The organism is Sinorhizobium prairiense (assembly GCF_029201645.2).
Lineage (GTDB): Bacteria > Pseudomonadota > Alphaproteobacteria > Rhizobiales > Rhizobiaceae > Sinorhizobium > Sinorhizobium meliloti_A.
In genome coordinates, this window is sequence record NZ_CP104131.1 from 2198325 (window position 1) to 2211663 (window position 13339).

Genomic DNA, 13339 nt, shown 5'->3' on the forward strand with positions numbered 1-13339 from the left:
CGCTTTGCGGCCGCTCCGGCCCAATTTCCGTCGCAAGCCAAGGATCGGCAGGAATACCAATGAGCAGCATCGACATCCGCCACATCGTTTTCGACATCGGCAAGGTGCTGATCCATTACGATCCGAACCTTCCCTATTCCCGCCTCATACCGGACGAGGCGGAACGCAACTGGTTCTTCGCCAATGTCTGCACATCCGACTGGAACATAGAGCAGGATCGCGGCCGCTCCTGGGAAGAGGCGGAGGCACTCCTCATCCGCAACCATCCCGAAAGGGAAGATCACATCCGGGCCTTTCGCCGGCACTGGCATGAAATGGTGCCGCACGCCTATGTGGGGACGGTCGCCATCATGGAAGGCCTGATCGCCGACGGCTGGGACGTCACGATGCTGACCAATTTCGCCTCCGACACCTTCCGGGAGGCGCAGAAGCTTTATCCCTTCCTGACCCTGCCGCGCGGGGTTACGGTCTCCGGCGACGTGCGGCTCATCAAGCCCGATCTCGCCATCTACCGGACCCACGCGAAGGCCTTCGATCTCGATCCGGGGGCGACGCTCTTCATCGACGACAGCGCCGCCAATGTCGAGGGCGCGCAAGCGGCCGGCTGGCACGCGGTTCAGTTCACCGGCGCAGAAAGGCTGAAGGCCGATCTGGCGGCCTACGGTATCCAGCCTTCCGAGGCGGCACCCTCGCTGACAGCGGCCGCCGTGCTGTAATCGGCCGACGCCAGAATTGATACAAACGCCCGGAATCCTCTTCGGATTCCGGGCGTTTAAAGCGCTCATCCGGGACTGAAGGTACAAAAACCGGAGGGGGGCGCTTATCGAAGACCCAGGCGGAACTGGTTGATCAGTTCAGTTTTGCCAGGTCGTTTCGAATGACGGATCTGAGCTCGTCGATCGGTTTCAACGCGCTTCCCTCCTCGAAGTGCCAGAAGGTCCAGCCGTTGCAGGCATCGAGGCCCTGCACTTTCGCGCCGAGGCGATGAATGGATCCGGCCTCGCCGCCGGACGCAAGCGTGCCGTCGGCGCGAACGATCGCGCTGTAGCGGCGCTTCGCATCCGTCAGAACCGTGCCGGGCTTGATCAACCCGCTTTCCACCAGAGTGTTGAAGGCGACGCGCGGCTCCGCCTTCTTGCCGGTCATGACCGAGAGCGTGGCCTTGCCGAGCGGCTCCACGGCCGCGATACGCTCGGCGGCGGCGTCGATATAGTCCTGCTCGCGCTCGATGCCGACGAAGTGCCGGCCGAGGCGCTTGGCGACCGCCCCGGTGGTGCCGGAGCCGAAGAACGGGTCGAGCACGACGTCGCCGGGCTTGGTCGAGGCCATCAGGATGCGGGCAAGCAGCGCTTCCGGCTTTTGTGTCGGGTGTACCTTCTTACCGTCGTCTCCCTTCAGCCGCTCGGAACCGGAGCAGATGGGGAACAGCCAGTCGGAGCGCATCTGAACGTCGTCGTTCGCCGCCTTCATCGCTTCGTAGTTGAAGGTATAGCCCTTTGCTTTGGCGTTCGGCGTCGCCCAGATCAGCGTTTCATGTGCGTTCTGGAAGCGGCGGCCCTTGAAGTTCGGCATCGGATTGGTCTTGCGCCAGATGATATCGTTCAAGACCCAGAAGTGCAGGTCCTGAAGGATCGCGCCGACCCGGAAGATATTGTGGTAGGAACCGATGACCCAGAGCGTGCCGGTGGGCTTCAGGACACGCCGGCAGGCAAGCAGCCAGGCGCGGGTGAAAGCGTCATAGGCTTCGAAGGAGGCAAACTGGTCCCAATCGTCGTCCACTGCATCGACCAGCGACTGATCGGGCCGGTGCAACGTGCCGCCGAGCTGAAGATTATAGGGCGGGTCGGCGAAGACGACATCGACCGAATGATCGGGAAGCGCGTTCAGCGCGGCCACGCAATCTCCCTTGATGATGCTGTCCAGCCAGGTCAGCGGACGGGCGGCACGGGAGATTTCGGCAAGCGAAACAACTGATGACATTGGCAACTCGCAAATACGCTTACTCGGACTGACGATAGGCTTATGGTTACCGAAGATGGTTACCAAAGCCTGAAGGCGCCGGAAAAATTTGCGTCGCTGCAGGGGCCATCGTCCAGGCGGCGCCGTCCGGGACTTGCCGGCCCGCGATACTTCGACTACCATCGAAGTATGAAGGAAGGTCCGGACATAGCTCTTATCGGCTCGTTGATCGGCGATCCTGCACGCGCGAACATGCTGACCGCTCTGATGGGCGGCCAGGCGCTGACGCCGACGGAGCTCGCAGCCCAGGCCGGCATCACGCTGCAGACCGCCAGTTCGCACCTCGCCAAGCTGGAGGCGGGCGGCTTGCTGACACAGCGCAAGCAGGGCCGGCACCGCTATTACGCGCTGAGCGAGGACGAGGTCGGCCTCATGCTCGAAAGCCTTATGGGTTTTGCCGCCGGGCGCGGCCTGACGCGCTCGCGGCCCGGACCGAAGGACCCGGCACTGCGCAAGGCACGCGTCTGCTACAACCATCTTGCCGGCGATTACGGCGTGCGCATGCTGGACAGCCTGATCGACGCCCGGCAGATGGAAATGACGGGCGACGACGATCTGGCCCTGACCGATGCCGGGCGTGTCCGCATCGAGTCAATCGGGATCGACTACGCCGCGCTCAGGAAATCCAGGCGGCCGATCTGCCGCACCTGCCTCGACTGGAGCGAGCGGCGGTCGCATCTCGCCGGTTCGCTCGGGGAGGCGTTGCTGACGCTCTTCATCGACAAGGGCTGGGCGAAACGGGAGCAGAGCAGCCGTGCAGTTCGCTTTACGGCGCCAGGCGAGAAGGCCTTTCTCGAGCTCTTCCCGCGGTGATCACGACGATTTGTACCGTCGGCTGCAGCGATTGTGAGTTGAATCGGCCACAATCCCCGGTTCTCCATCTCCTGCCCCAGGTTGAGCTTTGATCCGCCATCGTATAAAGCTGCGAACACCGTTTCCCGCGCCGCTTTTCAGCTCCTCCCCTGCCGGCGGCGCCTTTCTCCCAAGGAACCGATTTATGACGGGTATCGACCTCATCATCTTCGACTGCGACGGCGTGCTCGTCAACTCGGAAATCATCGCCTCGGAAGTCGAGGCCGGACTGCTGACGGAAGCGGGCTATTCGATCAGCATCGAGGAAATGTCCGAACGCTTTTCCGGCATGACCTGGCGCGACACGTTGCTGGCGGTCGAGAAGGAAGCAAGCATTCCGCTCTCCGCCTCCCTGATCGACAAGGTCGATGCCATTCTCGACATCCGGCTTGCCCGCGACGTCAAGATCATCGAAGGCGTGCGGCCTGCACTCATGCAACTGACGCTTCCGCATTGCATCTGCTCCAACTCCACTTCCAAACGGCTTGCGATGATGCTCGGCAAAGTCGGAATCAAGGATCATTTCGGCAAGCACATCTATTCCGCGCGCGATCTCGGGCCGGATCGCGTCAAGCCGAAGCCGGACATCTTCCTGCATGGGGCCGCACAGTTCGGCGTCGATCCGGCACGCGTTCTTGTCATCGAAGACTCGGTTCACGGCATTCATGGCGCACGCGCGGCGGGCATGCGCGTCGTCGGTTTTACCGGCGGTTCGCATACGTTCGCAGCCCATGCGGACAAGCTGACGGAAGCCGGTGCCGAAACGGTCATCTCGCGAATGGCGGCGCTTCCCGGAGTAATCGCCGCGCTCGCGGAATGGTCGGAGTCCATGACGGCTTAGGGGGGACGGCTTAGGGGGACGGCTTAGGGGGGAACGGCTTAGGGCGGGCGAGGATTCCATGCCGCATTGAAGCCGCATGGACTTCCTCCGAGAATCGGCCGATTTTCAGACTGCGCGCGGCATATCAAGCAAACCCCCAGAAGGGGGAATTTTCCAAGGAGGAAACACAATGCGTCTTTCACGATTGACCGGAATGGCCCTGGCGGCCAGCGTCGCGTTTGCGCCGCTCGCCCATGCCGACATCACCATCGGCGTCATCACGCCGCTCACCGGTCCCGTTGCGGCCTTCGGCGAGCAGGTCAAGAACGGCGCCGAAGCGGCGATCGAAGCGATCAACAGCGCCGGCGGCGTCAATGGCGAGAAACTTGTCGTCAAGATCGTCGACGACGCGGGCGAACCCAAGCAGGCCGTCTCGGTCGCCAACCAGCTGGCGGGCGAAGGCATAAAATACGTGGTCGGACCGGTGCTTTCCGGCACCTCGATGCCGGCATCCGACGTGCTGGCGGAAAACGGTATCCTGATGGTCACGCCGACGGCAACGACCCCGGACCTGACCACCCGCGGCCTGTGGAACGTTCTGCGCACCTGCGGACGCGACGATCAGCAGGCCGTGGTCGCCGCCGACTACGTCGTCAAGAACTTCAAGGACAAGCGCGTTGCGGTCCTTCACGACAAGGGAGCCTATGGCAAGGGTCTTGCCGACGGCTTCAAGGCTGCGATCAACGCAGGCGGCATCACCGAGGTGGTCTATGAGGGCCTGACGCCCGGCGAGAAGGACTTCGGGGCGATCGTCACCCGCCTCAAGTCCGAGAACGTCGACGTCGTCTATTTCGGCGGCTATCACGCGGAGGGCGGGCTGCTCGCTCGCCAGATGCATGACCAGGGCGTGAAGGCGCAGCTCCTCGGCGGCGACGGTCTTTCCAACACCGAGTTCTGGGCAATCGGCGGCGAAGCCGCATCGGGCACCGTCTACACCAATGCCAGCGACGCCACCCGCAACCCAGCCGCCGCACCGGTGATCGAGGCCCTCAAGGCCAAGAACATCCCCGCGGAAGCCTTCACGCTCAACGCCTATGCCGCCGTGCAGGTTCTCAAGGCGGGCATCGAGAAGGCGGGCTCGCCCGACGACGCGACTGCCGTTGCCACCGCCATCAAATCCGGCGACGCGATCGACACGGTCATCGGCAAGCTGACCTACGGCGAAAGCGGCGACCTCACCTCGCCAAGCTTCTCGCTTTACAAGTGGGAAGGCGGCCAGAGCGTCGCGGTCGAGTAAGCGGCCGCTGAACGGAGTTGAGCTCGCCCCTCATCCGCCTGCCGGCACCTTCTCCCCGTCTTACGGGGAGAAGGGACAAGCGGCATCGCCTCCGCATCTTCAACGTCAAGAGAGAGCTGGGAGCGTGCCGCTCGCGTCCTTCGCCCCGCCTGCGGGGAGAAGGTGGCCGGCAGGCCGGATGAGGGGCGGGTATTACTTGGTCCTGTACGGACCTTCGTCAAATCCTACGAAGACCTTCGCTTCGGCGCCGGCGCCGGCAGGAAGCGTCACATCGGCCTTGGTGAAAACGAACTGGGTGGTGGCGCTGCCCGCCGGCACTTCGACCGGATATTGAGTGAGCTCCGAATAAAGCGTCTTCTCGCCATCCGTGGCGGCGACGCGGATCGGCAGCGTCACCCTGCCCGGCCCGCCGGCGGGACCGGCGACCACGCGACCCTGCACCACGACCGTCATCGTCAGCTTGTCCGGGCTCTGCACGCATTGGCGCGTCGTGTCGGCAAGCGAGGCCTGATAGACGATCTTGCTCGGATCGTCCTTGGCACCCTTTGCATAGGTGCGGTAGGAGGAGGTACCGTCGCGGAGGCTGATCGGCGGGCAGGCCGCCTGGATCACCGCAGGCGTCGGCGCCGTCGCGCTTCCGCCGGCGTCGATGGCGCCACCCGATTGCGTCTTGTTACAGCCGGCAGCGGCCAAAAGAAGGGATACTGCGAGAACACGGCGAGATACTTTGCCAGACACGTTGCACAACCTCTACTGAACGGACGAACTCCCAAACCGCGATGATTTCGGCTTATAACAAAGCCAAACTCGCCGCGGCCGGCTTCAACGGGCGAGAGCTCGAGACCGCCTCGGGTCAACTCGAGCTCAGGGCCGAAAACGGCTGGAGGCCTTTCTTGACCTTCGGGCATCGTCTATATCAGCGGCGAAATCAAAAATCGACCGGTCCACGCTCCCCAACCGAAATTTCCGAAACCGACGTGAAATTGCCACGGTGACAAGAATGGCCGCGCGATTTGCCAGGGACTGACGCAAAAGCGCCTGCAGCGCCGCGCGTCTCATTCAGACGCGCAAACGACGAAGGATGACGACGGTGAAGTATATTTCGACACGGGGAGAAGCGGCCTCTCTCGGTTTTTGCGATGCTCTTCTGGCGGGACTTGCCCGCGACGGCGGACTTTACCTGCCGAAGGAATGGCCGGCGCTCTCGAAAAAAGATATCCGGGCGCTGCGCGGCAAATCCTATCAGGAGATCGCCTTCACCGTTCTCGAACCCTTCACCAATGGCGAAATCCCGGCGGCCAAGTTCCGCGAGATGATCGACGAGGCCTACGCCACTTTCCGTCATCCGGCCGTAGCACCCCTGGTCCAGACCGGACCGAACGCTTTCGTGATGGAGCTCTTTCACGGTTCGACGCTCGCCTTCAAGGACGTGGCCATGCAGTTGCTCGCCCGGCTGATGGACTATGTTCTTGCCGAACGGGGTGAGCGGGCGACGATCGTGGGAGCGACTTCCGGCGATACCGGCGGCGCCGCGATCGACGCCTTCGCCGGCCGCGATCGCACCGATATCTTCATCCTCTTTCCGCAGGGCAAAGTGTCGCCGGTGCAGCAAAGACAGATGACCACGTCCACGGCATCGAACGTGCACGCGGTCGCCGTCAAGGGCAATTTCGACGATTGCCAGAACCTGGTCAAGGCCATGTTCAACGACCAGGCCTTCCGCGACCGCGTGAAGCTTTCCGGCGTCAATTCGATCAACTGGGCGCGTATCATGGCTCAGATCGTCTACTACTTTACGACGGCGGTCGCTCTCGGCGCGCCTGACCGGAAGATCTCCTTCACCGTGCCGACCGGCAATTTCGGCGATATTTTCGCAGGCTACGTCGCCAAGCGCATGGGTCTGCCGATCGACAAGCTGATCATCGCCACCAACGAAAACGACATTCTGGCGCGCGCCCTGAAGAACGGCCGCTACGAGATGCGCGACGTCAAGGCGACGACCTCGCCTTCGATGGACATCCAGATCTCGTCCAACTTCGAAAGGCTCATCTTCGAGGCGAACGAGCGCGATCCGGCGGAAGTCCGCGCAGCCATGGCGAGCCTCAGGCAATCCGGCTCGTTCACGCTCGGCGACGCAGCGCTGAAAAAAATCCGCAAGGAATTTCGCGCGGGCCGCGCCTCGGAGAGAGATGTGGCGAAGACGATCCGCAAGACCTTCGACGAAACCGGCTATCTCCTTGATCCGCATACGGCAATCGGCGTTTTCGTGGCAGCCAAGCACGAGAAGAACTCCGCCCCGATGGTCACCCTTGCGACTGCCCATCCGGCAAAATTCCCCGCCGCAGTAAAATCGGCAAGTGGTATTGACCCCGCGCTTCCGACGTGGCTTGCTGATCTCATGACTAGGGCGGAGCGTTTCGACATCCTGGATCCGGAGCTCAAGAGCGTCGAAACCTTCATCGGCGAGCGTACCCGCGTTCGGGAATAGAGCGAAAGATCACGGATGATGAAAGTTGAGTGCACCCGGCTCCCTTCCGGGCTGACGGTGGTTACCGAGCGAATGCCGCATCTGGAAAGCGTGGCGCTCGGAGTCTGGATCAAGTCCGGTTCGCGCAACGAAACCGTGAATGAACACGGAATTGCGCATCTCCTGGAGCACATGGCTTTCAAGGGCACGAGGCGGCGCAGCGCCCGCCAGATCGCCGAGGAAATCGAGAATGTGGGCGGCGAGGTCAACGCCGCCACCTCGACCGAAACGACTTCCTACTATGCCCGCGTGCTCAAGGACCATCTGCCGCTGGCGGTCGATATCCTCGCCGACATTCTGACGGAATCGACCTTCGAGGCGGACGAGCTCCGTCGCGAGAAGCAGGTCATCCTCCAGGAGATCGGCGCGGCGGACGACACGCCGGACGACGTCGTCTTCGATCGCTTTGCCGAGACCGCCTATCGCGGCCAGACGGTCGGCAGGCCGATCCTCGGCACGCCGGAAACGGTGATGTCCTTCAGCGCGGATCAGATCCGGCAGTATCTCGGCCGCAACTATACGACCGACCGCACCTTCATCGTTGCCGCCGGCGCCGTCGATCACGACACCATCGTGCGCCAGGTGGAGGAGCGTTTCGCCTCCCTGCCCGCCGAACCCGTTTGCGCTCCCGTCATCGAGACCGCGCGCTACACCGGCGGCGACAGCCGCGAGAGCCGCGACCTGATGGACGCGCAGGTTCTGCTCGGCTTCGAAGGCAAGGCCTATCACGCGCGTGATTTCTATTGTTCGCAGATCCTTGCCAACATCCTCGGCGGCGGCATGTCTTCCCGCCTGTTCCAGGAAGTGCGCGAACATAGAGGCCTCTGTTATTCGGTCTATGCCTTCCATTGGGGCTTTTCCGATACCGGCATCTTCGGCGTACATGCGGCAACGGGCGGAGAAAACCTGCCGGAATTGATGCCGGTGATCGTCGATGAATTGCGCAAGTCATCCTTGAGCATCGATCAGCAGGAGATCGAGCGTGCCCGCGCACAGATCCGGGCGCAATTGCTGATGGGCCAGGAAAGCCCGGCCGCGCGTGCGGGACAAATCGCACGGCAGATGATGCTGTACGGCCGGCCCATTCCGAATGAGGAGCTGATGGAACGCCTGTCGGGCATCACCATCGAGCGCCTCACCGACCTGGCTGGCCGCCTGTTCTTCGACACGGTTCCGACGTTGTCGGCCATCGGGCCGCTCGGGCAGCTCGCTCCCCTGAACGACATATTGTCCTCGCTGACCGCGAAGGCGGACGCGATCCATGCTGCGGCGAGCTGACCGGCCGTTGCCGGTCGCATGCCTTCCTTCAACGTCCTCGTTTTCCTTGTACAATTCTTAAAATCGGATTCGATTTGGGCGTAAACTTGTGCAACGTTTCGCATTGAGACAGTGCCCTGAAGCGCGTCGCGTTCGATCGGACTCACCCGACGCGCATTAGGGCATTGTTCTCGTGCAGGTCGTCCCAACCGCCGCATATTGTCTGGGCGACATGCATTCGGTTCGACCGAATTGCGGCGGCGCCGACGCGGTATTGGCCTGGAGGCATAGATGACAAGATCGGTTTTTCGGTTCCTTTCGCGGCAGCCGGATACGGTCGAGATCGCCAGCCAGCATTACCTGCTCCGCCTCCCCCGCTACGCCGACTACCGGCAATGGTATCGGTTGCGCAGCGAAAGCCGCGCCTTCCTGGAGCCGTGGGAGCCTACCTGGCGCGCCGACGAAATGACCGAAGGCGCCTTTCGCAGCCGCGTCAATCGCAACGAGCAGGAATTTGCGTCCGGTCAGGCCGTACCGCTCTTCCTCTTCCACAGGCCGGACGAAACGCTGCTTGGCGGTCTCACCATCGGTCATATCCGCCGCGGTGCTGCGCAGAACTGCATGATCGGCTACTGGATGGGCCAGAAACATGCCGGACAGGGTCATATGTACGAGGCCTTGAAGCTGACGATCCCCTACATCTTCACGGGGCTCGAGTTGCACCGTATCGAAGCAGCCTGTATTCCAGAAAACGCACGGAGCATCCGGCTCCTTGAAAAGGCCGGCTTTGAGCGTGAAGGCTATTTGAGACAGTATTTGAAGATAAACGGGCAGTGGCGGGACCATTTGATGTTTTCGCTCCTCTCCGTCGATGCCGTACCCAACAGGAATTTGCCCCTTTGATGCCCCTGACCCGTAAGCCGCTCGCATGGCCAGCCGCAAGGCTGGCGGCGTTTCTGGTCGCACTCGTCGTTTTCGTCCTTGGTCTTGGCGGCGGCGTTGCGCATGCGCTCGAGCCGGTGAAGATCTCGCGCGAGGACACGGCGCTCGACCTTACCGCCACGACGGAGATCTACAGCGGCAGAGGCGATGCCTTTCAGGTTTCGACCGCCCCCGGCACGGACGGCATCGTCAGACGCATCGAAGTGCGTTCCAGCACGGAAAACCACCAGGGCGACTGGGCCGTATTCGCGCTCGCGAATGTATCGGAAGAGCAGCTCGAACGCGTTATCGTCGCACCGCATTTCCGGCTCGTGAATTCGAAGCTCTTCTGGCCTGACCTCGGCTCGCAGCGAATACTCTCGATCACGCCGAGCGAGGGTTTTGCGCTGGACCGGCAACCGAGCGAAGAAGCGGACGTCTTCCGGATCACGCTCAATCCGGGTGCGGTCATCACTTTCGTTGCCGAACTCACCACGCCGGAGCTGCCACAGATCTATCTTTGGCAGCCGGACGCCTACAAGGATACCGTCAACGCCTTCACCCTGTATCGCGGTATCGTGCTCGGCATCGCCGGGCTGCTCGCGGTGTTCCTGACGATCCTTTTCGTCGTCAAGGGCACGTCGATGCTGCCGGCCACCGCCGCGCTCGCCTGGGCCGTGCTTGCCTATATCTGCGTCGATTTCGGCTTCCTTTCGAAGCTCATCACCGTGACTGCCGACGACGAGCGCATATGGCGAGCGGGCACGGAGGTGTTCCTCGCAGCCGGTCTCGTGGTCTTCCTGTTCACCTATCTCAATCTCAATCGCTGGCATCAGCATCTCGGCTACGCGACGCTCGCATGGATTCTCGGCCTCGGATTGCTCTTCGGCGTCGCCGTCTACGATCCGGCGATCGCCTCCGGAATCGCCCGCCTGTCCTTCGCGCTGACGGCAACCGTCGGCATCGTGCTGATCGCCTATCTGGGCTTCAACCGTTATGACCGCGCGATCCTTCTCGTTCCCGCCTGGCTGTTGATCCTTGTATGGCTGTTCGGAGCCTGGCTCGCGGTGACCGGTCAACTCGCCAACGACATCGTGCAGCCGGCACTCGGCGGCGGCCTCGTACTCATCGTGCTTCTGATCGGCTTCACCGTCATGCAGCACGCCTTTTCCGGCGGGGCCTATCAGCTCGGCCTGTTCTCCGATCTCGAGCGCCAGGCGCTGGCACTCACGGGATCAGGCGATACCGTCTGGGACTGGGACGTGGCGCGCGACCGGGTCGTTACCATTCCCGATATCTCGCACCAACTCGGGCTTTCGCTCGGAACGATGAACGGGCCGGTGCGCAATTGGGTGCCGCGGCTGCACCCCGACGACCGCGACCGTTTCCGCGCAACGCTCGACGTGCTGCTCGAGCATCGCCGCGGGCGGCTCAACCACGAATTCCGCGTGCGCGCCGAGGATGGCCATTATCATTGGCTCTCGATCCGGGCGCGCCCGGTGCTCGGCGCCAATGGTGAAATCATCCGATGCGTCGGCACCATCAACGACATCACCGAACAGCGCAATTCGGTCGAGCGGCTCCTGCACAACGCGCTTCTGGACAATCTGACCGGCCTGCCGAACAGACAGGTCTTTCTCGATCGCCTGCAGGCGATCCTCCTGATGGGCGACGGCAGCAACTCGATACGCCCGACCGTGCTTGCCATCGACATCGACCGCTACAAGCAGGTCAACGACATGCTGGGGATCGCCGCCGGCGACAACGTCCTCATCGCGCTGACGCGCCGCCTGCGCAGGCTTCTGCGCCCGCAGGACACGCTCGCGCGTCTCGGTGGCGACCAGTTCGGCTTGATCCTCATGTCCGAACGCGATCCGCCCAAGATCGCCGACTTCGCCGATGCGGTCAGCAAGGCGATCATGGTCCCGCTCAACTACGGAAATCGGGAGATCAACCTGACCGCTTCGATCGGCCTCGTCTCTTGGCTCGATCAGGAGCAGAGCGCTGCTGGACTGCTCGACGATGCCGAGCTTGCGATGTTCCGCGCCAAGAAGGCGGGCGGCAACCGGGTCGAACCGTTCCGTCCGGCTTTCCGGACCTCCGGCTCGGACCGCCTACAGCTCGAAGCCGACCTGAAACGCGCCATGGAACGCAAGGAGCTTTCCCTCGTATACCAGCCCATCGTCCGCCTCAGCGATGCCGAAATCGCCGGCTTCGAAGCGCTCATGCGCTGGGAGCATCCGAAGCGCGGAAATATTTCGCCGACTGAATTCATCCCCATTGCGGAGAATTCCGACCTGATAAACCAGCTGGGTCTGTTCGCCTTCGACAAGGCCACGAGCGATCTTGCCGAGTGGCAGGCGCAGACCGGCGACCTGCCGATCTTCATCTCGATCAACCTGTCGAGCGCGCAGCTTCTGAACAACGAACTCTATGACGACATGCGCGCGATTCTCAGCAAGAGCCGCTGCGATCCGGCGCAGATCAAAATGGAACTGACGGAATCGCTTGTCATGGAGAACCCCGAGCAGGCCAGGCTCGTGCTTGAAAAGCTCCGCGAAGCCGGGCTGCGGCTGGCGCTCGACGATTTCGGCACCGGCCACTCGTCGCTCTCCTATCTCACCCGCTTCCCTTTCGACACGATCAAGATCGACAAGGCGCTGGTCCGCGATCCAAGCGACAAGCGCGCGGTCATCCTGCGCTCGGTGATCACGATGGCGCGCGAGCTCGACATGCGGGTGGTCGCGGAGGGAATCGAATCCGAGGAGGATGCGATCCAGCTCGCGCAGATGGGCTGCGACTACGGTCAGAGCTTCCTGTTCGGCCCGCCGGTGGGATCGGAATCGATCCTGAGGCTCCTGAAGGAGCGATTTCCGCTGATGAAGCGGGCATGAGGGCATCTGCCCTCTGATGGCCCATTGGGCGAAGGGACAAGCGGCACGCTCCTCCTGCTGCTGGCTTGAGAGATGATCGAGCGACCGCCGCTTCCCGCTTCGCCCCGCCTGCGGGGAGAAGGTGACGGCAGGCGGCCGGGGGCAATCAAGCGTGGCCTGAGTCCGTCGAGAGCATCGCCGGGCTGACACCCATCAGGGCCAGCGCTCTGTCGTACTTCTCGTCGAGGTCTCGGCTGAAGATCAGCTCCTCCTGCGCAGGGCAGGTCAGCCAGCCGTTCTGGGTGATTTCGGCCTCCAGCTGGCCTGGGCCCCATCCCGCATAGCCGAGCAGCATGGTGGCCTTGAGAGGTCCCTCGCCGCGCGAGATCGCCCTGACGATGTCGAGCGTCGCCGTCAGGCAGATGTCGTCACTGACCGGAATGCTGGAGTCGCTCAGATAATCGTCCGAATGCAACACGAAGCCGCGCCCGGTCTCGACGGGGCCTCCGGCCTGGATCTGGAACTCGCGCGTAGCCGACGGCAGGCGGATGGCCTCATCCGGGTCCAGAAGCTGCAGGTGCAGCAGAACATCCGGGAAGGTCAGGCGCTGCGGACGATTCAGAATGAAACCCATCGCCCCGTCTTCCGAATGGGCGCAGACGAAGATGACCGTCCGGGCGAAATTGGTGTCGAACATGCCGGGCATGGCGATCAGGAATTGACCGTCAAGGAAGCCACGTTCGCGTATCGTATTCAGCACGTTTTTCGCCATG

The 13339-nt window shown here is 62.6% G+C and carries 11 protein-coding genes; 8 read left to right on the plus strand and 3 right to left on the minus strand.

Features of this window, described 5'->3' with window-relative positions:
- Positions 1–59: 59 nt before the first annotated feature.
- A complete protein-coding gene (locus N0Q91_RS13280; protein ID WP_275596622.1) occupies positions 60–716 on the plus strand; it encodes an HAD family hydrolase in 657 nt (218 codons plus the stop codon).
- 133 nt (positions 717–849) lie between these two features.
- Here N0Q91_RS13280 and N0Q91_RS13285 read toward each other — a convergent pair whose 3' ends face one another.
- The gene (locus tag N0Q91_RS13285) at positions 850–1980 is read right to left on the minus strand and encodes a site-specific DNA-methyltransferase (protein ID WP_275596623.1); all 1131 of its coding nucleotides are present in this window, start codon (positions 1978–1980) and stop codon (positions 850–852) included.
- Positions 1981–2148: 168 nt separating this feature from the next.
- Between N0Q91_RS13285 and N0Q91_RS13290 the strand changes: the two genes are divergently transcribed.
- The 3 genes from N0Q91_RS13290 (at position 2149) to N0Q91_RS13300 (ending at position 4988) form a co-directional block, all read left to right on the plus strand.
- A complete protein-coding gene (locus tag N0Q91_RS13290; protein ID WP_275598131.1) occupies positions 2149–2832 on the plus strand; it encodes an ArsR/SmtB family transcription factor in 684 nt (227 codons plus the stop codon).
- A 184-nt stretch (positions 2833–3016) separates the two neighbouring features.
- Entirely contained in the window at positions 3017–3712 is a 696-nt protein-coding gene (locus N0Q91_RS13295) for an HAD family hydrolase (RefSeq protein WP_275596624.1), read from the plus strand.
- A 169-nt stretch (positions 3713–3881) separates the two neighbouring features.
- Positions 3882–4988 (plus strand): ABC transporter substrate-binding protein, encoded by a 1107-nt coding sequence (locus tag N0Q91_RS13300; RefSeq protein ID WP_100674568.1) that lies wholly within the window; start codon positions 3882–3884, stop codon positions 4986–4988.
- A gap of 192 nt (positions 4989–5180) precedes the next feature.
- Here N0Q91_RS13300 and N0Q91_RS13305 read toward each other — a convergent pair whose 3' ends face one another.
- Complete coding sequence (locus tag N0Q91_RS13305) at positions 5181–5726, minus strand: hypothetical protein (RefSeq protein WP_275596625.1); 546 nt, start codon at positions 5724–5726, stop codon at positions 5181–5183.
- 343 nt (positions 5727–6069) lie between these two features.
- Here N0Q91_RS13305 and thrC point away from each other — a divergent pair, with 343 nt between their 5' ends.
- From thrC to N0Q91_RS13325, 4 genes are all read left to right on the plus strand, one after another.
- On the plus strand, positions 6070–7476 hold the full coding sequence (thrC, locus tag N0Q91_RS13310; RefSeq protein ID WP_275596626.1) for a threonine synthase: 1407 nt from the start codon (positions 6070–6072) through the stop codon (positions 7474–7476).
- A 15-nt stretch (positions 7477–7491) separates the two neighbouring features.
- A complete protein-coding gene (locus N0Q91_RS13315; protein ID WP_127711663.1) occupies positions 7492–8793 on the plus strand; it encodes a M16 family metallopeptidase in 1302 nt (433 codons plus the stop codon).
- Between the two features lie 270 nt (positions 8794–9063).
- Positions 9064–9675, plus strand: a complete 612-nt coding sequence (locus N0Q91_RS13320) for a GNAT family N-acetyltransferase (RefSeq protein WP_018094457.1) — start codon at positions 9064–9066, stop codon at positions 9673–9675.
- Positions 9675–12587, plus strand: a complete 2913-nt coding sequence (locus tag N0Q91_RS13325) for a sensor domain-containing phosphodiesterase (protein WP_275596627.1) — start codon at positions 9675–9677, stop codon at positions 12585–12587. The genes N0Q91_RS13320 and N0Q91_RS13325 overlap by 1 nt, the downstream gene beginning before the upstream one ends.
- Positions 12588–12732: 145 nt before the next feature.
- Here the strand turns inward: N0Q91_RS13325 and N0Q91_RS13330 are convergent, their stop codons facing one another.
- On the minus strand, positions 12733–13338 hold the full coding sequence (locus N0Q91_RS13330) for a YqgE/AlgH family protein (protein ID WP_018094455.1): 606 nt from the start codon (positions 13336–13338) through the stop codon (positions 12733–12735).
- Position 13339 lies beyond the last annotated feature (1 nt).